At 70.7% G+C, this 20,732-nt stretch carries 18 protein-coding genes; 14 read left to right on the plus strand and 4 right to left on the minus strand.

Annotation, left to right across the window (positions count from 1 at the left end):
- Positions 1–663 precede the first annotated feature (663 nt).
- Positions 664–1,245, minus strand: a complete 582-nt coding sequence (locus tag ABZ948_RS27570) for a Uma2 family endonuclease (protein WP_359763854.1) — start codon at positions 1,243–1,245, stop codon at positions 664–666.
- 163 nt (positions 1,246–1,408) lie between these two features.
- On the opposite strand from ABZ948_RS27570, the gene ABZ948_RS27575 reads away from it, so the two are divergent.
- The 4 genes from ABZ948_RS27575 to ABZ948_RS27590 all read left to right on the plus strand — a co-directional run bounded on the left by ABZ948_RS27575 (position 1,409) and on the right by ABZ948_RS27590 (position 7,002).
- Positions 1,409–3,586, plus strand: a complete 2,178-nt coding sequence (locus ABZ948_RS27575; RefSeq protein ID WP_359763892.1) for a DEAD/DEAH box helicase — start codon at positions 1,409–1,411, stop codon at positions 3,584–3,586.
- Positions 3,587–3,879: 293 nt separating this feature from the next.
- Complete coding sequence (locus ABZ948_RS27580; protein ID WP_359763856.1) at positions 3,880–4,329, plus strand: nitroreductase family deazaflavin-dependent oxidoreductase; 450 nt, start codon at positions 3,880–3,882, stop codon at positions 4,327–4,329.
- 181 nt (positions 4,330–4,510) lie between these two features.
- Positions 4,511–6,121 (plus strand): FAD-binding oxidoreductase, encoded by a 1,611-nt coding sequence (locus ABZ948_RS27585; protein WP_359763858.1) that lies wholly within the window; start codon positions 4,511–4,513, stop codon positions 6,119–6,121.
- A gap of 26 nt (positions 6,122–6,147) precedes the next feature.
- Complete coding sequence (locus ABZ948_RS27590) at positions 6,148–7,002, plus strand: aldo/keto reductase (RefSeq protein WP_359763860.1); 855 nt, start codon at positions 6,148–6,150, stop codon at positions 7,000–7,002.
- Positions 7,003–7,063: 61 nt separating this feature from the next.
- Here the strand turns inward: ABZ948_RS27590 and rfbA are convergent, their stop codons facing one another.
- Positions 7,064–7,939, minus strand: coding sequence for a glucose-1-phosphate thymidylyltransferase RfbA (rfbA, locus tag ABZ948_RS27595; RefSeq protein ID WP_078650605.1), 876 nt, complete (start codon positions 7,937–7,939; stop codon positions 7,064–7,066).
- 286 nt (positions 7,940–8,225) lie between these two features.
- Here rfbA and ABZ948_RS27600 point away from each other — a divergent pair, with 286 nt between their 5' ends.
- Together ABZ948_RS27600 and ABZ948_RS27605 are read left to right on the plus strand one after the other, a co-directional pair.
- Positions 8,226–8,480: an acyl carrier protein gene (locus tag ABZ948_RS27600; protein WP_114255073.1), complete on the plus strand. Its 255-nt coding sequence runs from the start codon at positions 8,226–8,228 to the stop codon at positions 8,478–8,480.
- 269 nt (positions 8,481–8,749) lie between these two features.
- Complete coding sequence (locus ABZ948_RS27605; RefSeq protein ID WP_359763863.1) at positions 8,750–9,520, plus strand: AfsR/SARP family transcriptional regulator; 771 nt, start codon at positions 8,750–8,752, stop codon at positions 9,518–9,520.
- A 79-nt stretch (positions 9,521–9,599) separates the two neighbouring features.
- On the opposite strand, the gene ABZ948_RS27610 is transcribed toward ABZ948_RS27605, so the two are convergent.
- On the minus strand, positions 9,600–10,457 hold the full coding sequence (locus ABZ948_RS27610; RefSeq protein ID WP_359763865.1) for a class I SAM-dependent methyltransferase: 858 nt from the start codon (positions 10,455–10,457) through the stop codon (positions 9,600–9,602).
- A gap of 187 nt (positions 10,458–10,644) precedes the next feature.
- Between ABZ948_RS27610 and ABZ948_RS27615 the strand changes: the two genes are divergently transcribed.
- From ABZ948_RS27615 to rdmE, 5 genes are read left to right on the plus strand one after another with little or no spacing between them, the layout of a single operon-like run.
- Complete coding sequence (locus ABZ948_RS27615) at positions 10,645–11,082, plus strand: SnoaL/DnrD family polyketide biosynthesis methyl ester cyclase (RefSeq protein WP_359763867.1); 438 nt, start codon at positions 10,645–10,647, stop codon at positions 11,080–11,082.
- 41 nt (positions 11,083–11,123) lie between these two features.
- Positions 11,124–12,227, plus strand: a complete 1,104-nt coding sequence (locus ABZ948_RS27620; RefSeq protein ID WP_359763868.1) for a methyltransferase — start codon at positions 11,124–11,126, stop codon at positions 12,225–12,227.
- A gap of 4 nt (positions 12,228–12,231) precedes the next feature.
- On the plus strand, positions 12,232–13,128 hold the full coding sequence (rdmC, locus tag ABZ948_RS27625; protein ID WP_359763870.1) for an anthracycline biosynthesis tailoring methylesterase RdmC: 897 nt from the start codon (positions 12,232–12,234) through the stop codon (positions 13,126–13,128).
- Positions 13,129–13,160: 32 nt separating this feature from the next.
- Positions 13,161–13,874 (plus strand): class I SAM-dependent methyltransferase, encoded by a 714-nt coding sequence (locus ABZ948_RS27630; RefSeq protein WP_435857624.1) that lies wholly within the window; start codon positions 13,161–13,163, stop codon positions 13,872–13,874.
- 41 nt (positions 13,875–13,915) lie between these two features.
- Positions 13,916–15,511 (plus strand): aklavinone 12-hydroxylase RdmE, encoded by a 1,596-nt coding sequence (gene rdmE / locus ABZ948_RS27635; protein WP_359763874.1) that lies wholly within the window; start codon positions 13,916–13,918, stop codon positions 15,509–15,511.
- 255 nt (positions 15,512–15,766) lie between these two features.
- On the opposite strand, the gene ABZ948_RS27640 is transcribed toward rdmE, so the two are convergent.
- Positions 15,767–16,801, minus strand: a complete 1,035-nt coding sequence (locus ABZ948_RS27640) for a Gfo/Idh/MocA family protein (protein ID WP_359763876.1) — start codon at positions 16,799–16,801, stop codon at positions 15,767–15,769.
- Between the two features lie 162 nt (positions 16,802–16,963).
- On the opposite strand from ABZ948_RS27640, the gene ABZ948_RS27645 reads away from it, so the two are divergent.
- Genes ABZ948_RS27645 through rfbH form a run of 3 tightly spaced genes read left to right on the plus strand, consistent with a single transcriptional unit; the run spans position 16,964 to position 20,732 of the window.
- Entirely contained in the window at positions 16,964–18,103 is a 1,140-nt protein-coding gene (locus ABZ948_RS27645; RefSeq protein WP_359763877.1) for a cytochrome P450 family protein, read from the plus strand.
- Positions 18,100–19,419, plus strand: a complete 1,320-nt coding sequence (locus ABZ948_RS27650) for an activator-dependent family glycosyltransferase (protein WP_359763879.1) — start codon at positions 18,100–18,102, stop codon at positions 19,417–19,419. Before ABZ948_RS27645 ends, ABZ948_RS27650 begins: the two co-directional genes overlap by 4 nt.
- Positions 19,420–19,430: 11 nt before the next feature.
- Positions 19,431–20,732 carry a lipopolysaccharide biosynthesis protein RfbH gene (gene rfbH, locus ABZ948_RS27655; protein ID WP_359763881.1) on the plus strand — a complete coding sequence of 434 codons (1,302 nt, stop codon included), beginning with the start codon at positions 19,431–19,433 and terminating at the stop codon, positions 20,730–20,732.

Genomic DNA, 20,732 nt, shown 5'->3' on the forward strand with positions numbered 1-20,732 from the left:
GGATGGCGATGTAAAGAGTATGTCGTGCCCGGACTGCGGGGCAAGCCAACTGGCGCTCCGCTATGTTGTCGATCCTGATACCAGGGTCGGATACGCGCTGCTGTGGTGCGACGCAAATTTGCACGGCATCACCGTATCTCGAGTGCACGCTCCTGAGGGAGCTTCGATTTTCCCAATCGGAGAGCCAGCTGCGGTGGAGGGAGTCCCGGACTTCTATCGGCATGAGTGAATTCCGTCGATGAGTGCTCGTGTTTCAATCTGTGCCTCAACGACTCGTGATGTAGCGGCCCACCTAGCGGTGGGTCGCTACCCGCATTTTCATGGCCACGCCGGCCTTCCAGGCCGCGTGACCGGACCTGTCCCCCGCACCTGTATCAGGCCCGATGGCTCAAGGCGAGAGCGACGTGCCGTCGTTGGCTTATGAGCCTGATGTGGTCTGTACGTGAGGCTCGCAGGCTTCGTGCTTATGCGGGCGCCGTCGGGTACATTTGGTGATCTTGGGTCTTTTCGTGCTAGCCGCGGCGCCCGTGCTGGATCGGTGCTGGATATTCGGGCATTTCCGCAGGTCAAATCCTTATGGAGGAGTTCCGCTTCAACGTGTGAGCGCCCGTGGAAGGGCTGGGCTCTGGCGAGCTCAGCCCTTCTGCGTTCCCGTGTTGACTCCTAGGCGCCCGTCGGCGGCGTCAGCTTGTCGAGATCCAGGCTGATCTCGAAGGGCACAGGACGCGTCAGAGTGCCTCGGAAAATGCCCGCGGGAGCATAGACGCCAGTCGGTTCGTCGAGTTCGTAGACGTGGACGACAGGGGCGCCGCCTTCGTCCTCGATGCACCAGTAATGCGGGATACCGGCCTCCGCGTACTTACGCAGCTTGACGGTGCGGTCCCGGTGCGCGGACTCGGGTGAGACGACCTCGATGACCAGTCGCACCTCGTCCGGCGCGAACCAGGTGCGGTCTCCGTCGTAGTCGGCTGTGGTGACCAGCAGATCCGGCTCGGGCCGGTTTCGCTCGTCGAGCTTTATGGTCATCTCGCGGCCGACCCTCACAACGCCGGGCGCCTGCTCCATAAGAGCGACGGTGAGCATGGTGACGAGGTGGCCGTGCCACCACCTCTGCGGCGACATCATGAAGACAAGCGCTCCGTCGATCAGCTCGGTGTGGCGGGGCGCCTCGGGAAGGCGGTCCAGGTCGTCCGCGAACCAGCCTTCCGCGCGCGGCGGGCGCATCCAGTCGGGCAGTGCGGTCATGGCTCAACCGTAGCGACTCCACGAGGACCGGGCCACGAGGCCGTCGACGGGAAGGCGGCGGCCCCGACCCATGGGCTCCGGTCGTGTGCAAAGCGCCGGGAACGTCCGTGGTACCGGTGTCGCGGTGGGAGGATCCGGGGAGGGCGGAAGAGGGGCGGGAGGCGTGGGGCGTGGTGAGAGGGACACCGTTGCGCGGGGAACGCGACTGTACGAAGCGGTGCGGGCACTGGTCGGTGATCACGGCAGGGCGGTCGAGGCGGTCCGGGCGGCGCTGAAGCCGATCCACGACGCGGCGGTGAAGCGGGAGCTCTACGCCATCCCTGTCGTCCGGCTGCAGGACGCCACCCAAGGGCGGCTGCGGTTGGCGAGCGTCGAGGAAAACGGGCTGCGCACAGTGGGCGGTGTCCTCGAAGCCGGTCCATACCGGTTGCGGCAGATTCCCGGTGTGGGGCAGCGCACCGCCGACCAGATGCTCGCCGCCGCCCGTCGGTTCTCCGAGGCCGTGCACGAGACCGTGGCCGTCCACATCGATGTCGACCGGCCGGAACCGAGCACCACCGCGCTCGTCACGGCCTTGCACGTACTGGTGGAGGCGGGGCCGGACGCTCGCCGGGCGGTCGACAAGGCCACCCTCCTGTCGAAACGGCTCGGTCCTCTGCTGGACGATGCCAGACCTGCGGCCGGGCGGTTCCGGATGCTGCTGGCGGGCCGGGACAAGAAGGCCCGCGCCTTTGCGGCGATCGCTGAGATCCGGCCGCTGGTGGACGAGGCGGAGCGGGCGGGTCTGCCCGAGCTGTTCGCCCAGGCATCGGTGGACTTGCTGCGCGGATCTCCGTCCGACATCGCGGCGTGGGCGGACTTCGAAGTCCGTTCCGCCGAGTACTACAGCCTGCTCGCCGAGATCTCCGGCCAGCTGCCCGAGGCGGCCGCCGCCGAGGGCTTCCTGCCGGACGAGATCGCCGAGCGGGTGCGGACCCAGCACCTCGACGACGCGCACCGGCGCGTCTCCCTGCGCGGTTACCAGGCGTTCGGCGCGCGGTTCGCACTCGCGCAGCGCAAGGTGATACTCGGCGACGAGATGGGCCTCGGGAAGACCATCCAGGCCATCGCCGTGCTGGCACACCTGGCGGCCGAAGGACAGAGTCACTTCATGGTCGTCTGCCCGGCGAGCGTCCTCGTGAACTGGACGCGGGAGGTCGAGGCTCGTAGTGCCCTGCGTGTCATGGTGCTCCACGGTCCTGACCGGTATGACGCGTTCGCCGACTGGAAGCAGCGAGGCGGCGTCGCGGTGACCACGTTCGATGCGCTGCGCGGTTTCCCCGCGCCGGGCGGCGGGGAGGTCGGACTGCTCGTGGTCGACGAAGCGCACTCCGTGAAGAACCCGAAGGCCAAGCGGTCCCAGGCGGTCGCCTCGTGGGCGGAGCGTTGCGGGCGCACGCTTCTCATGACGGGAACCCCGATGGAGAACAGGGTCGTCGAGTTCCGCAACCTGGTCCGGATGCTTGACGGCGACGTCGCGGACTCCCTCGGAGAGAGCGATGCGTTGGCCGGGTCGGTCGCCTTCCGCAAGGCCGTGGCGCCGGTCTACCTGAGGCGCAACCAGGAGGACGTACTGACCGAACTCCCGAGTCTCCAGCGGACCGACGAGTGGGAGGAGTTGAGCGCGTCGGACGAGGAGGCATACCGAGAAGCCGTACGCGCCGGCAACTTCATGGCGATGCGCAGGGCCGCGTACATGCGCCCGGAGAAGTCGGCCAAGCTGGGCCGGCTCCGAGAGATCGTTCAGGAGGCCTGTGAGAACGGGCAGAAGACGGTGGTCTTCTCCAACTTCAAGGACGTACTGGGCGTCGTGGAGGAAGCACTCGCGGCCGGAGCCATCGACGGCACCGCGGTGCTCGGTCCGCTCACCGGATCGGTCCCGCCCGGGCGGCGGCAGCAGATCGTGGACGACTTCGCCGGCGTCTCGGGCCCCGCGGTGCTCCTGGCCCAGATCCAGGCGGCAGGCATCGGCCTCAATCTTCAGGCAGCCTCCGTCGTCGTCATCTGCGAACCCCAGATCAAGCCGACCATCGAACATCAGGCGGTGGCCAGGGCTCACCGTATGGGTCAGGTCAGGCCGGTTCGCGTGTACCGTCTCCTCGCCACGGGAGGCGTGGACGAACGCATGGTGAAGATGCTGCAGGCCAAGACTCGCCTGTTCGATGCCTACGCTCGTCGCAGCGCGGTGGCCGAAGCCTCGCCGGACGCGGTCGACGTGTCGGACACGGAGTTGGCACGCCGGATCGTCGAAGAGGAGCAGGCGCGGCTCGGCATGGCGGATGAGAGGCTCACGGCACCGTAGTCGAAGGATCGGACGGCCCGACCGGGACCGGCCCGGGAGAAGGGCGCCTTCCCCAAGCGGGCGCCCGGTCCGGAGTGCGCTCGAGAAGCGATCGAGCCCCCGCCGCCGGTGTCCGGAACTCGTTGCGGCGGGCGGGTTTGTCGCGCATGCTCTAAACGCGTCCGCCGGTGCGGCCGGAAGCTGCTCCTCCGATCAACTCCCCCTCAAAACACGTCCGTTGGGGGATCCATGGGAGATACTCAAATTTAAGTGCCCGGTGGTACGGTGTGGCTTCCGACGGACGGAGTGGGTGCATGGACGAACAGGACGAGGTGCTCGACAGCCCGACCGGCTGGGTGGCTACGCATGTGCGTCGGTACGTGGCCAGCGAGGGCGCGAGCGGGCACATCTGGTACGGCAAGCCCACGCTGCTGCTGACCACGCGGGGGCGCACGTCCGGGGCGCTGCGGCGGACCGGGCTGATCTACGGGGAGGACGGGGGGAACTACGTCATCGTCGGGTCCAACGGCGGATCCGACCACCATCCCCACTGGTACCTGAACCTGCTCGCGGAGCCGCGGGTGCGGGTGCAGGTGGCCGCGGAGACCTTCGAAGCGGTCGCCAGGGAGGCGGAAGAGGGGGAACGGGCTCGCCTGTGGGAGGCGATGACCGTGATTTTTCCGCAGTACAAGAGCTACCAGAAGAAGACCGACCGGAAGATCCCCGTCGTCGTGCTGGAGCCCCAGGGGCCCGCACAGGGGTGACGGGTGTCCCACGCCTCCGGTGAGGGGGCGGCGACGGCGATGCTCGGGGGAGTGCGCGTCGGTCGGGGGCCCGGTTCCGCCGGGTGCCGCGCGCGGACGGCAGGGGGCCGTGCCGTGAGGGGGGACGCGTCACAGCGCCGTTCCACCCATTCGTTTCTCATCGAAGGGTTGGGGATGTGTCATGGGCGGATTCAGTCGTCGCGGATTTCTGAGAACGACGGGGGCCGGTGCCGCCGCGGTCGCCACGACGGGGGCCGCGGCGGCACCGGCCGAGGCGGCGCGGACCAAGGCCGCCGTGTGCGTGCCGGAGTCGCCCGCCGCCACGGTCGGCGCCGCCGACCCCCGGTACGCGGAGTTGGTCAGCAGGGGATTCAACAGCCGCTTCGTCGGGTCGCCGGACCTCGTGCACGTCGTCCACACGCCCCGGCAGATCGAGCAGGCCGTCACGGACGCCGTCGCGGCCGGCAAGCAGATCGCGGTCCGCAGCGGGGGGCACTGCTTCGAGAACTTCGCCGACCACCGCGACGTCCGCGTGCTGATCGACACCTCGCCCATGCGCGCGGTCTACTTCGACAAGGAGCACCGGGCGATCGCGGTGCAGCCCGCCGCCACGCTGGGCGAGGTCTACCGCACGCTGTTCTACGACTGGGGCGTGACCCTGCCCGCCGGGGTCTGCCCCCAGGTCGGTGCCGGCGGGCACGTCGCCGGCGGCGGCTACGGGCCGCTGACGCGCCGCGACGGAACCGTCGTCGACCATCTCCACGGCGTCGAGGTCGTGGTCGTGGACGCCGCGGGCAAGGCCCGCACCGTCACCGCCACCCGGGAGCCGGACGACCCCAACCACGACCTCTGGTGGGCGCACACCGGGGGCGGCGGCGGCAACTTCGGCATCGTCACGCGCTACCTGTTCCGCACGCCCGGGGCCACGGGCGCCAACCCCGCGGCCCTGCTGCCCAAGCCGCCCACCCGGCTCCGCTCCACCTTCGTGACCTGGTCGTGGGCCGATCTGGACCTGGCCCGGTTCACCCGCCTCGTCACCAACTTCGGCAAGTGGTACGAGGCCCACCACGCCGACCCCCGGTACGGCAGCCTCTACAGCACCCTGCACCTCAACACCCACGCGGTCGGCTCCGTGTCCCTGGAGGCCCGCTTCGACGGCGGCCGCGCCGACGCCGCCGCACTGATGGAGCGCTACGTCGCCGCCGTCAACGCGGGGACCGGCCTCGAACCGGCCATCGAGCACCAGGACGACCTCTGGCTCCAGGCCACCCTCGGCGCGCGCTTCGACACGGGCGGGTACGACCGGCACAAGTCCAAGAGCGCCTACCTGCGGCGGACCTGGACCCCCGAGCGCATCGCGACCGTGCACAAGCACCTGACCGACCCGGCGTTCGACGGCTGGGGCGCCGTCGACCTCTACTCCTACGGGGGAAAGGTCAACACCGTGGCGCCCGGAGCCACCGCCCTGCCCCAGCGGGACTCGATCCTCAAGGCCTGGTTCTCGGCCACCTGGATGGATGCGGCCCTCGACGACCAGCACCTCACCTGGATCCGCGAGCTGTACCGGGACGTCTTCCGCGACACCGGCGGCGTCCCCGTGCCCAACGACGAGCACGACGGCTGCTACATCAACTATCCCGACACCGATCTGGCCGACCCGCGCTGGAACACCTCCGGCGTGCCCTGGCACACCCTCTACTACAAGGACGGATACCGCCGCCTCCAGCAGGTGAAGGCGAAGTGGGACCCGCGCGGCGTCTTCCGCCACCCGCTCTCCGTCCGGCTCCCCTGACCCCCGGCTGAAAGGAAACCGTCACCGTGCGACCCGGCCGAGCCGTCGGTACACACATCACCCTGGGAGGCGACCTCACCGTGGGCCGCCTCGGGTTCGGGGCGCTCCGGCTCACCGGGCCCCACCACTGGGGTCCGCCCGCCCGGCCGGACAAGGCCGCCGAGGTGGCACGGTGCGCGGTCGAACTCGGCGTGACGTTCATCGACACCGCCGACGTCTACGGACTCGGGGCCAACGAGGAACTGCTCGCCTCGGCGCTCCACCCCTACCCGCCGGGCCTGGTCGTCTCCACCAAGGCGGGCGAGGTCCGGCCGAGCCCGCACCAGTGGCGGGTGCTCGGCCGGCCCGACTATCTGCGCCAGCAGGCCGAACTCAGCCTGCGCAGGCTGCGGCTGGAGCGGATCGAGCTCTTCCAGCTGCACCGGGTCGACCCCCAGGTGCCGCTGGAGGACCAGGTCGGAGCGCTCAGACAGCTCCAGGACGAGGGCAAGATCCGCCACATCGGGCTCTCCGAGGTGACGGTGGAGCAGATCGAGCAGGCCCGCGGCGTCGCGCGCATCGCGAGCGTGCAGAACAAGTACAACCTCTACGACCGGCGCTACGAGAAGGAGTTGGCCCACTGCGAGCAGGAAGGCATCGCCTTCATCGCCTGGAAGCCGCTCGCCGGCACCGCCCGGCCCGCCCCGGACAGCGCCCTCGCCCGGGTGGCCGCGCAGACGGGGGCGACGACGACGCAGGTGGCGCTCGCCTGGCTGCTGCACCGCTCGCCGGTCGTGATGCCGATCCCGGGCACGGCGTCCCTGTCCCATCTGCGGGCGAACATGGCCGCGGCGGACATCGCCCTCGACGACGAGCAGGTGACCCTGCTCGACGAGGGGTGAGGACCGCGGGGACGGCCGGGCCGGGGGCGACCGTCCCCGGCCCGGCCGAACGCGCGGCCGGTCAGGCGCTCATCTCGTTCGCCACGGCCATGACGTACTCGCCGTACCCCGAGCGTGAGAGTTTGGCGCCGAGCCGGTGGCAGGCGTCGGCGTCGATGAAGCCCATGCGCAGCGCGACCTCCTCCAGGCAGGCGATCCGCACGCCCTGCCGGTCCTCCAGGGTCTGCACGTACTGGCCGGCCTGGAGCAGCGACTGCGGGGTGCCGGCGTCGAGCCAGGCGAACCCCCGGCCGAACGTGACGAGTTTGGCCCGGTCCTGTTCCAGGTAGATCCGGTTGACGTCGGTGATTTCCAGTTCGCCGCGCGCCGACGGGCGTATTCGGCGAGCGATCTCCACGACGTCGTTGTCGTAGAGGTAAAGCCCGGTGATGGCGAGATTCGACCTCGGTTTCTCGGGCTTCTCCTCCAGGGAGAGGAGCCGGCCGGTTTCGTCGACCTCGCCCACGCCGTAGCGCTCGGGATCGGTGACCGGATATCCGAAGAGGACGCACCCGTCGATGTCCCGGGAGTGCGCCGCGAGAAGGTCGTAGAAACCGTTTCCGTGAAAGATGTTGTCACCGAGGACGAGGGCGACCGAGTCGTCGCCGATGTGCTCGGCCCCGGTGAGGAAGGCCTGTGCCAGTCCGTTGGGCACGGGCTGTTCGGCGTAGGTCAGGGAGATCCCCAGGTGGCTGCCGTCGCCCAGCAGCCTGCGCAGCTGGGGGATGTCGCCGGGCAGGGCGATGATGAGGATGTCCCGGACGTCGGCCAGCATCAGGGCCGAGAGGGGATAGTAGATCAGCGGCTTGTCGTTGACGGGGAGCAACTGCTTCGAAACAGCCAGGGTGATCGGGTGTAAACGGCTTCCATAGCCGCCCGCCAGGACAATTCCTTTCACTGGCTCCTCCTTTGTCTGGGCATTCTCTGTGACAGTAGGCCGGAAGCCTCCCGGCGGACAACAATCGTCCTTCCGGTATTGACCGTGCTGCGAGGTGAGGGCGCCGTGATCGCCTTCTGATCGAGTCCGCTCGATCGGTTCTCGAGTCTGGCCCTTCCGAATCTGCATAGGGTGCACTTCATGGCCGTTGCTGACCGAGGTGATGTGACATCGGCTCGGTAACCGAACAAGTCGGCCGGCACCGCACGAACGAGAGGTATCGGCCCCAAGGGGAGGAAGAACTGTCGTGGCGGCACTGACGAGCGAGAGACTTTTTGCCATCCTGCGCGAGTGTGCGGGGGAAGAGGAGTCCGTAACCGGGGCGGAAAACGCGGTTGACCTGGAATTCACAGACCTCGGATACGACTCGCTGGCGCTCCTGGAGACCGCCGCCCGGGTCTCGCGCGAGTACGACGTGGAGATTCCGGAAGAGGACCTCTCCGAGGTGACGACCCCTGCCGGATTCCTGGCTGTCGTCAATGCACTGCTGAAAGTGGCTTGAATCGTTCGGTGGTTCTCGTCCCACTCGGGCCGGATTGTTGATTGTGCAACGTGTTGGTTGTCTCGGCAACTGACTCCGGTGCCGACAGCGCTTTCTGTATCGGGCGAAAATCGGGTTTCCTTGTGGGGAACTCGTGAACGTCCTGAGGCGTCATGCTCGGTAGACCAGTAGCTTTCTGCGATCTATGGGGGAACGTCGTGAAGCTGGGTGTTTTAGGCCCACTTTCCGTGCAGGTCGAAGGCGATCTGCACACTCCGAGCGCACCGAAGATGAGAAGCGTTCTGGCCACACTGCTGGTGCACGCCGACCAGGTGGTACCGGTGTCGTCACTGATACGCGAACTGTGGGACGAGGAGCCACCGGTCAGCTGCCTGACCACGCTGCAGACCTACATCCTCAACCTGCGCAAGTTGCTGGCGTCCGCGACGGGAATGACCGCCCGTCAGGTCGCCGCCGAGATCCTCGTGACCCGGTCCGGGGGGTACCTGTTCCGGACCACCCAGGGCGACCTGGACGTCCACCGGTTCCACCAGCTCGTCGCCGACGGACGCAGGGCGCTGTCGTCGGGGGACGACAGCACCGCGCTGTCCACGCTCTCCAGCGCGCTGCAGCTGTGGCGCGGACCCGCGCTCGTCGACGTCGTCGCCGGGCGGATCCTCGAGGGCCGCCGCCAGCAGTTCGAGGAGTCCCGGCTGGTCGTCCTGGAGTACCTCGTCGACACTCAGCTGCGGCTCGGCATGTACCGGGAGGTGCTCACCGAGCTGGCGGCACTGACGGCCGACAACCCGTACCACGAGGGGCTGCACGCCCAGTACATGCGGGCGCTCTACCTCAACGGCCGGCGGGCGCAGGCCCTGGAGCTCTTCCAGCGCCTGCGGGTCAACCTGGTGAACCACCTCGGTCTCGAACCCGGACCGATGGCCCAGGAACTCCATCGCTCCATCCTCAACGCGGAGTCGATCGACGCCCAGGGCAACCTCCGCAGGCCGACCGGGGACATCGTGCGCATGTCGTCCTCCGGCGCGGTGCGGGTCTACTGACCCGCCGGAGCCCGGTCCGGCCGGCGGCGGACCGGGCTCCGTGCGAGCGGCGGCGCGGCGGGCGGGCGCCCGCCGGCCGTCAGCCCGCGATCGAGGCGTGGACGAACCTGACCGGCGTGGGCAGATGCAGGGGGCCGTCGCCGCGCAGCCGGTCCAGTTCGGTGGTCAGGCGGTGCCGCAACTGCCGGTTCTCGTACTCCGGGAGGTGCTGCCACAGCAACCGCATTCCCTGGGTGTGGGACCAGTCGACCCAGGTCCGGCCGTCCGGCGCGCGCAGATCGATGTGCTCGTCGGCGATCTCCACGTCGTCGAACCCGGCGCGCACCATCGTCCGGGTCAGGTCGTCGGTGTCCTGCAGCCAGCTGTTGAACCGCCGCTTCAGCGCGTCCGGGCGCCAGTCCGCCGGCAGGTTGCGCAGCAGCCGCTCCGGGATGAGGTCCGTGAACACGGGCGGCAGGAAGGGGAACGTGTCCTCCGTGAAGACCGGGCTGGTGAAGGCGATCCGGCCACCCGGCCGCAGCAGGGCCGCGTACCGGGGGAGCGCGGCCGGCGCGTCGGGCAGGAAGATCAGGCTGTAGCTGCCGGTCACCACGTCGAACGAGGCGGGCGGCAGGTCGGGGTGCTCGCCGTCCATGACCCGGACCTCGACGTGCCGGACGCCGAGCGCGCCGGCCTGCCGGCGGGCCTCCTCCACCATCGCGGGCGCGATGTCGATCCCGAGCACATGGCCGGACGGGCCCACCCGTTCCGCCGCCACGAACAGCGACGCGCCCCGGCCGCACCCGACGTCCAGAACACGCTGCCCGGGCCGCGGATCGGCCCTTTCCACGAGTCGCCGGCCCATCGGTGTGAAGAACTCGACGCCCAACTGGTCATAGGTCGCCGCGGCATTGTTGAACGCCTCGGTGACCGTCGATTTGTACATCGTCTTGTCCATGGGTCCTCCAGGTGGCGAAAGCCGACTCGACCACCCTGGCCGGTCCGTCTGAAATGTGGGTCGGAATGCGCTCGGTGGCCGCTCGAAACCGGCTTGTCGACGGGTCGAGCCGGTGCGGAAACGCATTGTTGGAAAGAGCCGCGGAAGTCAGGATGAAGTCATCGACGACCGACAAGGAGTGCCGACCGTGAGTGATCACATCGACATTGTTCGACGCATGGTGAACAGCTACAACACCGGAAAAACCGATGACGTCGCCGAGTTCATTCACGAGGAGTACCTCAATCCCGGCGCCCTGGAACACATGCCGGAACTGCGCGGCCCCGAGGCGTTCGCACTCGCGGTGAAGTGGCTGAAACTCACGTTCTCCGAGGACGCGTATCTGGAGGAGACCAGTTACGAGGAGAAAGGCAGCTGGGTGCGGGCGAAACTCGCCCTGTACGGCCGCCAGGTGGGCGAACTCGTGGGGATGCCCGCCACCGGGCGCCGCTTCTCCGGGGAGCAGATCCACCTCATCCGCATCGTCGACGGCAAGATCCGCGACCACCGCGACTGGCCGGACTACCTCGGCACCTACCGCCAGCTCGGCGAGCCCTGGCCCAAGGAGGAGGGCTGGCGGCCCTGAGCAGCGCGTCCGGCACACCCACGCCCAAGGGAAGGAACACGGTGAGCTCTTCCTCACCCGGGGAACACCTGGAACCGACCGACCAGGACCTCGACGTACTCCTCAAGAACCTCGGCAACCTGGTGACCCCGATGGCCGTCCGGGTCGCCGCGACGCTCCGCCTGGTCGACCACCTGCTGGCCGGAGCCGGCACCGTCGCCGACCTCGCCGCCCGCACGGACACCCACCCCCAGGCGCTCGCCCGCCTGGTCCGCCACCTGACCGTGGTCGGCGTCCTGGAGGGCGGGGAGCCGGGCCGGCCGCTGCGCCCGACCCGGCTCGGGCTGCTCCTCGCCGACGGACACCCGGCACAGCAGCGTGCCTGGCTGGACCTGGACGGGGCCGTCTCCCACGCCGACCTGGCCTTCACCGGCCTCCTGGAGGTGGTCCGCACCGGCCGTCCCGCCTACTCCGGGCGGTACGGGCGGCCCTTCTGGGAGGACCTCTCGGCGGACCGGGCGCTGGCCGACTCGTTCGACGCGCTCATGTCCTGCGACGAGGACCTGGCCTTCGAGGCCCCGGCCGACGCCTACGACTGGTCGGCGGTGCGGCACGTCCTCGACGTAGGCGGCGGCAACGGCGGCCTGCTCGCGGCGATCGCCCTGCGGGCACCGCACCTCCGGGGCACCCTGGTCGAACTGGCGGGCCCCGCCGACCGCGCCCGGCGCCGGTTCGAGGACGCCGGAGTGGACGACCGGGTCACCGTGGCGGAGGGCGACTTCTTCAAGCCGCTGCCCGTCACCGCCGACCTCGTCCTGCTCTCCTTCGTCCTGCTCAACTGGTCCGACGAGGACGCGCTGACGATCCTCCGCCGCTGCGTCCAGGCGCTCGAACCGGGCGGCAGGATCCTCGTCCTGGACCGTGCCGACGTCGAGGGCGACGGCGCCGACCGGTTCTTCAGCACCCTGCTCGACCTGCGGATGCTGACGTTCATGGGCGGCCGGGTGCGCACCCGGGACGAGGTCGTGGCCCTCGCCGGGGCGGCCGGACTGGCCCTGGCCTCGGAGCGCACCAGCGGCTCCGCCACCCTCCCGTTCGACTTCTCGATCCTCGAGTTCACCGCCGCCCCCGAAGGGGCCGCCCCCGTCCTCCCAGCACAGGAGTAGACACATGTCCGAACGCATCGTGCCCAGTGGGGACGTCGAGCTGTGGAGCGACGACTTCGGCGACCCGGCGGACCCGGCGCTGCTGCTCGTCATGGGCGGCAATCTCTCCGCCCTGGGCTGGCCCGACGAGTTCGCCGAGCGGCTCGCCGGCGGCGGCCTCCACGTCATCCGCTACGACCACCGCGACACCGGGCGCTCCACCACCCGCGACTTCGCCGAGCACCCCTACGGCTTCGGCGACCTGGCCGCCGACGCGGTCGCCGTCCTCGACGGCTGGGGCGTCGACCGCGCCCATGTCGTCGGCCTGTCGATGGGGGCGACCATCGCGCAGGTCATCGCGCTCGACCACCACGACCGGCTGAGCAGCCTGACCATGATGCTGGGCGGCGGGCTCGACATCGACTTCGACGCCAACATCGAGCGCGTGATGCGCGGCGAACCCACGCCCGACGGGCTGCCCGGGCCGCAGCAGCCGTTCCTCGACGCGCTCGCCCTGATGCAGCAGCCGGCCGAGGGACGCGCCGCCGAGGTGGCCAAGCGCGTGAGCAAGTGGCGCATCCTCTCCGGGACGGGCGTGCCGTTCGACGACGCCGAGTACGCGCGGTGGGAGGAACGGGCGATCGACCACGCGGGCGGTGTCCTCACCGAGCCGTACGCGCACTACTCGCTGACCCTGCCGCCGCCGGAGCGGGCCGCCGGACTGCGCGACGTCACCGTGCCGGCCCTGGTCATCCAGGCCGAGCACGACCCCATCGCGCCCGCGCCGCACGGCAAGCACCTGGCCGGACTCATCCCCGCCGCCCGTCTGGTGGAGATCCCCGGCATGGGGCACGCCCTGCCGTCCTCGGTCCACGGCCCGGTGGCCGAGGCCATCCTCGCCCACACCCGCGGGGCGTCATGACCGTGGCGGACGAACAGCGGGCGGGGGAGACGATGTACGGGGCGGACCTCGCCCGGGTCTACGACCTCGTGCACCGGGAGCGGGGCAAGGACTACCGCGCCGAGACCGAGGCGGTCGCCGCCGCCGCCCGGCAGCGCCGGCCCGGCGCCGGGCGGCTGCTCGACATCGCGTGCGGCACCGGCGGCCACCTGCGGCACTTCACCGAGCTCTTCGCGCACGTGGAGGGGGTGGAGCTGTCCGCGCCGATGGCCGAGGCGGCGCGCGCCGCGCTGCCCGGGGTGACCGTGCACCGCGGCGACATGCGCGACTTCCGCCTGGACACCACCTTCGACGTGGTGACCTGCATGTTCGGATCCATCGGCTATATGACGTCGGTGGCCGAACTGGGCCGGGCGCTCGCCGTGTTCGCCCGGCATCTGGAGCCCGGCGGGGTGGCCGTCGTCGACCCGTGGTGGTTCTACGAGACGTTCGCCGACGGCCATGTCTCGGCCGACGTCGTGACCGTCGACGGCGTCACCGTCTCCCGGGTCTCGCACTCCGCCCGGCGCGGCCGCACCTCGCACATGGACGTGCACTTCGTGGTCGCCGAACCCGGCGCGGGCGCCCGGCACTTCGTCGACACCCACATCATCTCCCTGTTCAGCCGCGCCGAGTACGAACAGGCGTTCCGGGAGGCCGGCTTCGCGGTCGAGTACCTCCCCGATGCGCCGTCGGGCCGCGGCCTGTTCGTCGGTGTCCGGGTGTGAAGCGGCGACGGGACCCCGCAAGCAACGACGAGAGGAACGACATGAACGACCACGAGGTCGACGTTCTGGTGGTGGGTGCGGGCCTCGGCGGCCTGTCGACGGCGATGTTCCTCGCCCGGCAGGGGGTGCGCGTGCTCGTGGTGGAGCGCAGGTCCGGGCTCTCGCCCTATCCGCGGGCCGCGGGGCAGAACCCGCGCACCATGGAGCTGCTGCGCATCGGGGGCGTCGCCGACGAGGTGACCCGGGCCGACGACATCCGCGGCGCCCAGGGCGACTTCGTCATCCGGCTCGCCCAGAGCGTGCGGGGCGAGATCCTGCGGACCGTCTCGGAGAGCTTCGACGACATGGTGGCCGCGACCCGGCCCTGCACCCCGGCCGGCTGGGCGATGCTGTCCCAGGACAGGCTGGAGCCGATCCTGCTCGCGCAGGCGGAGCGGCACGGCGGCGCCATCCGCTTCGACACCCGGCTGGTGTCGTTCGAGCAGGACGCGGACGGCGTCACGGCCCGGCTCCAGGGGCCCGAGGGCGCGTACGACCTGCGCGCCGGCCACCTCGTGGGCGCCGACGGCAACCGCAGCCTGGTGCGGGAGTCGCTGGGGATCGCGCGGTACGGGCACGGCACGCTGACCCACATGGTCGGCGTCATCTTCGACGCGGACCTCTCCGGCATCATGGAGCCGGGCACGACGGGCTGGTACTACCTGCACCATCCGCAGTTCACCGGCACGTTCGGGCCGACGGACCGGCCCGACCGGCACACCCTCTTCGTCGAGTACGACCCCGACGAGGGCGAGCGCCCCGAGGACTTCACGCCGGAGCGCTGCGTGGAACTGATCGGCCTCGCCCTGGACGCTCCCGAGGTGAAGCCCGAGCTGGTCGACATCCAAGGCTGGGAGATGGCGGCCCGGATCGCCGAACGCTGGCGCGAAGGGCGGGTGTTCCTCGTCGGGGACGCGGCGAAGGTGACGCCGCCGACCGGGGGCATGAGCGGCAACGCGGCCGTCGCCGACGGGTTCGACCTGGCCTGGAAGCTGGCGGCGGTGCTACACGGGCAGGCCGGGCCGGGACTCCTCGGCACGTACGAGGACGAGCGCAAGGTCGCCGCGGAGCTGGTCGTGGCGGAGGCGCTGGCGATCTACGCGCAGCGGATGGCGCCGCACATGGCGGACGTGTGGGACAAGTCGGTGGGCTACCCCGAGACGCTGCTCGGCTTCCGCTACCGCTCCTCGGCGGTGCTGGCCACGGACGACGACCCGGCGCGGGTGGAGAACCCGATGACCCCGAGCGGCCGCCCCGGCTTCCGGGGGCCGCACGTCCCGGTGACCCGGCACGGCGAACGGATCTCCACGGTCGACCTGTTCGGCGACGGCTGGACCCTGCTCGCCGGTGAGCTGGGGGCGGACTGGGTCGCGGCGGCGGAGACCGTCTCGGCGGAGCTGGGCGTCCCGGTGAGGGCGTACCGGATCGGTGCCGGTCTCACGGATCCCGAGGCCGCGGTGGCCGACCGGTACGGCATCGGCAAGGCGGGCGCGAGCCTGGTCCGTCCGGACGGCATCGTCGCCTGGCGCACGGACGAACCGTCGTCCGACGCCGTGGACGCCCTCGGCGGAGTCCTGCGCAAGGTCCTCTCCCGCTGACCCCGTCCCGCGGCCGGGCAGCGCGCCGCCCCCGCACCCCGCCGGGCTGACCGGCGGGGTGCGGGAGCGGGTCCGTGCGGAGTTCTGGGGGCGGGGGGCTGCGGTCCCGGGGCCCGGCGCTGCCCGGAGGGCGAGCCTCGTCGATGGTGTGCCGGAACGGGAAGGGCCGGACGACTCCGGCCCGGCTCAACGGTCACGCCCCGGCCCGGACGGGGCACGTCCGGGCCGGGGCGCAGGTCCTCCGCCTGTCTCCTGTCAGGCCGGGTCCTCCGCCAGGACGTCGCTCGGGCGGGTCTTCGGATCGCCCACGAGCGTCGCCGCGCGGCGGACGCGGTCGACCAGGAGGGCCTGGCGGTGGATCACCGACGTGTCGGTGAGGGGACCCGTGCCCGTGAGGGCCGCGCGGACGAAGGCGTCCATCGCGTTGTAGACCTGGTTGTCCTCGGGCAGCGACCGCTCCGTCACCACGTCCTGCTGCTCGATCCGGACCACCGGCTTCAACTGCTCCGGCGGCGTGAAGGCCCGCCGGACGCTCACCCGGCCCCGGTCGCCCCACAGCGCGTAGGTCGACCGGTAGGAGTGCTCGAAGCCGAAGTCCAGCTGGGCCGTCACCCCCCGCTCGTCGCACAGCAGCACGCTGCCCGCCACGTCCACCCCGGTCGCCTCGTCCACCCGCAGACACGCCCCGAGCACATCGAGCTCCCCGGCCAGGTACAGCTGGGCCGCGCGCAGCGGATACACCCCCACGTCGAGCAACGCGCCCCCGCCCAGCGCCGGCTGGTACCGGAACGACTCCGGGGCCAGCGGCGGCACGGCGAACGACCCGGAGAACAGCCGCAGTTCCCCCACGGTCTCGTCGAGCATCGCGTGTACCGCGGTGTGCTGGGAATGGTGCAGGAACATGAAGTTCTCGGCCAGCACGAGTCCGAGTTCCGACGCGGTCGACATCAGCTCGAGCGTCTTCTCGTACGTGTCCGACATCGGTTTCTCGACCAGCACGTGCTTTCCCGACCGCAAAGCCCGCAGGGCCCACTCGTGATGCATGGCGGGCGGCAGCGGAATATAGATGGCGTCCAGGTCGTCCCGCTCGACGAGCTCCGCGTAATCCCCCACGCCGTGGCAGCCGAATGCGGCTCCCACCCGCTCGGCCCTCGCCTTGTCCCGGCTGGCCACCGCGACGAGGTCCACCTGGTCGTGCGCGGCGAGAACGGGCATGATCCGGCGCATCGCGATGTTCGCCGTACCGATCACGCCCATTCGGAGCGCCCGTTGCTGACGGTGCTCTGGCATAGGGATCCTCATCACCTCGCGGGAGTCCAGTGGCTTCCCCACCGTAGGACCGGGAGATCAAGCACTGCTTGAGGAACGGTGGACGCGGAAAAAGGCAGTTCGAGTGTTCTTCTAATACGGCCCCGTACCTTGCCGAGGGAATCGGATGACGGAGGTGGCGGGGTGACGGCGGCGACGAATGCCCTGGGGCGCGAACTGCAACTCGTCCACGCGGCACAGTGGCTCTACGCGATCAACGGCGAGCCGTTCGTGCCGGGGGAGGGCGACCCGTACGCGCGGCTGGTACGGGGATTCGACAGCGGCGAGGACCGCACGGACGGCACGGGCGGGCTCCTCGCGCCGGTCGCGGAGCGGGGGCCGGTGTGGCGCAGCCGGCTCGACACCTGGGTCGTCACCGGACCCACGGTGCTCCGGGAACTGTCCGGCAGCCGGGACCTGGCGGTGTCCGCCGCCGTGCCGCAGGCGGAGGAGTGGCTGCCCGACCTGGCGCGCCAGCGCACCACGGCGCTGGTCCGGGACCTGGTACTGCGGGGCGGGACGAGGGCCGTGCGCGGCCACGCCGGGGCACTGCGGGAACAGGCCACGCGGGCGGCGGCCCGGCTCGGCCCCGGCCCGGTCGACCTGATGGCCGGCTTCGCCGAGCCGCTGACCGCGGCGGTGTACGCCGTCCTCCTGGACGTGCCCGAGGAGCGGCACGCGGCGTTCGCCGCCGGCCTCGCCGGGACCGCACCGGCCGTGGACGCGCTGCTCTGCCCGCAGACCCTGGAAGCGACGCGGCGCCTCGCGGCAGGCGTACGCGGACTGCGGGAGCTGTTCGCCGGCAGCGACCGGGCGGAGGCGGACCTGCTGCTCGCCGTGGCCGGGGCCCGGGCCGCGGCGGACCTGCTCGGCAACGCCCTGCACATGCTCCTCGACCGGCCGCGGGACTGGGCGCTGCTGCGCTCGGACCCCGCGCACGCGGCCCGGGTCGTCGAGGAGGCCCTGCGCGGCCGGCCGCTGTGGCGGGCGCACCCCCTGGTGGCCTGCGCCCCGGCCGAGGTGGCCGGGGCCCGCATCGAGACCGGCGACCCCGTCACGGTCGTCACCATCGCGACCGGCGGCGGCCCGGCCCCGCTGCCCGTGCCCGCCTGCGCCGCCCTGCTCCCGGCCGCGACCGCGCAGGCCGAGCAGGCGCTGGCGGCGCTGGCCGAGCGGTTCGAGCGCTTGCGGCCGGACGGCGAACCGGTGCGCCTGCGCCGGGCGCCCGTGACCCGGCGCCTGGTCAGGCTGCCGGCCCGACTCGGCGAGGAGGAGACGCGATGAAGGTTCTGTTCACCTCACTGGCCCACCACACCCACTACTACCCACTCGTGCCGCTGGCCTGGGCGCTGCGCACCGCGGGCCACGAGGTGCGGATCGCCAGCCAGCCCGAGCTGACCGACGTCATCACGGGCACGGGACTGACCGCCGTGCCCGTCGAGTGGTCGCTCGGCGCCCTGGAGGACCTCGGCCTGCTCGGCAAGCTCCACGACGAGGCCTCGGCCCACGTGCAGGGCTTCGACTACGCCGCCCGGGGCGAACACCCCTGGACGTACGAGCAGTTGCTGGCCCTGGAGAACGTGATGGTGCCGACGCTCTACGGCGCCCTCAACAACGACACCATGGTCGACGCCCTGGTGGACTTCGCCCGCTCCTGGCAGCCCGACCTCGTCGTCTGGGAGACCTTCACCCTCGCCGGGGCCATCGCGGCACGGGTGACGGGCGCCGCCCACTGCCGGCTGGTCTCCGGCCCCGACATCAGCGTGCGGGCCCGCAAGGAGTTCCTGCGCCTGGCCGCCGAGCAGGAGCCGGAGCACCGCGAGGACCCCACCGCCGAATGGCTGGAGCGCACCCTGCGGCGGCTGGGCTGCGAAGCCGGCTTCGACGAGGACATGGTCACCGGCCAGTGGACCGTCAACACCACGCCGCCCAGCACCCAGCTCGACCTGGACCTGCCGACCGTCCAGGTGCGGCACGTGCCGTACAACGGTCCCGCGGTGGTGCCGGACTGGCTGCGCACCCACCCCGGGCGCAGCCGCGTCTGCGTGACGCTCGGCTCCTCGGCCTCGGACGTGGGCGTCGACATGGCCGAACTGCTGGCGCACCTCGCGGAGCTGGACGCGGAGATCGTCGCCACCGTCGACGAGGCGACCCGCGAAGCGGCGCAGGACCTGCCGGACAACGTGCGCCTGGTCGACTTCGTCCCGCTCAACGACCTGCTGCCCACCTGTGACGCGGTGGTCCACCACGGTGGCGTCGGCACCAAGGCGACCGCCGAACTGCACGCCGTGCCCCAGCTGATCCTGGCCTTCGGCTGGGACACCGAGGTCATGGGCCGCGGCCTCGAGGACATCGGCGCCGGTCTGTGCGTGCCGAGCGACGGCCTGCTTCCCGACGTGCTGCGCAAGCAGGTCCAGCGGCTGATCACCGAGCCGTCGTTCGCCCGCGGGGCCCGGCGGCTCCAGGAGGAACTGCTCGCCGTGCCCAGCCCCAACGAGGTCGTCCCGGTGCTGGAGCGGCTGGTCGCCGAACACCGCGACGACCCGGGGGCGGCAGCGGCGGCGCACGACACGACCGGGTTAGGCAACGACCGACGATGAGGGGTTCAGAGGTGACGGACACCAAGGCGCTGGTGCTGGAACTGGCGCGCAAGTACCACAAGGAACAGGAAACGCGCGCTTTCGAACCGGGAGTCACGCCGATCCTGTCCTCGGGCGCGGTCCTCGACGAGGAGGACCGGCACGCCTTGGTCGAGGCCGCACTGGAGATGCGGATCGCCGCCGGCGTGCGCACCCGGAAGTTCGAGAGCGAGTTCGCCCGCTACTTCCGGCTGCGCAAGGCGCACATGGTGAACTCGGGATCGTCGGCCAACCTGCTGGCCGTCAGCGCGCTCACCTCGCCGAAGCTGAAGGACCTGCGGCTGCGCCCCGGCGACGAGGCCATCACGGTGGGCGCCGGCTTCCCGACCACGATCAACCCGCTCGTCCAGAACGGTCTGACACCGGTCTTCGTCGACGTGGAACTGGGCACCTACAACGCCTCGCTGGCACAGATCGAGGCGGCGATCTCCCCGCGCACCCGGCTCATCATGATCGCGCACGCCCTCGGCAACCCGTTCCCCGTCGCCGAGGTCGCGGAACTCGCCCGTCGGCACGACCTGTTCCTCATCGAGGACAACTGCGACGCCGTCGGCTCCACCTACCAGGGCAAACTCACCGGCACCTTCGGCGACCTGTCGACGGTCAGCTTCTACCCGGCCCACCACATCACCGCGGGCGAGGGCGGCTGCGTCCTGACGGCCAGCCTGGAACTGGCCCGGATCGTGGAGTCGATGCGCGACTGGGGCCGGGACTGCTGGTGCGAACCGGGCACCGACAACACCTGCCTGAAGCGGTTCGACTACCAGCTCGGCACCCTCCCGGCCGGCTACGACCACAAGTACATCTTCTCCCACGTCGGCTACAACCTGAAGGCCACCGACCTCCAGGGCGCCCTGGCGCTCAGCCAGTTGCAGAAGGTCGACGACTTCGGCGCGGCCCGCCGGCGCAACTGGCAGCGGCTGCACGACGGACTGGCCTCAGTGCCCGGACTGCTGCTGCCGCGGGCCACCCCGGGCGGCGACCCCAGCTGGTTCGGCTTCGCCCTGACCGTGCTGCCCGGCGCGGGCTTCACCCGCCGGGACCTCGTCGACTTCCTGGAAGGCCGGAAGATCGGCACCCGCCGGCTGTTCGGCGGGAACATCACCCGCCACCCCGCCTACCAGGACGTGCGCTACCGGATCGTGGACGAGCTGACCAACTGCGACACCGTCACCGAGGACACCTTCTGGATCGGCGTCTACCCGGGGCTCACCGGCGAAATGCTCGACTACGTCATCGAGACCATCACCGAGTTCTGCACGCGAAAGGGCTGA

Source organism: Streptomyces olindensis, assembly GCF_040645895.1.
In the GTDB taxonomy this organism is placed as follows: Bacteria; Actinomycetota; Actinomycetes; order Streptomycetales; family Streptomycetaceae; genus Streptomyces; species Streptomyces olindensis.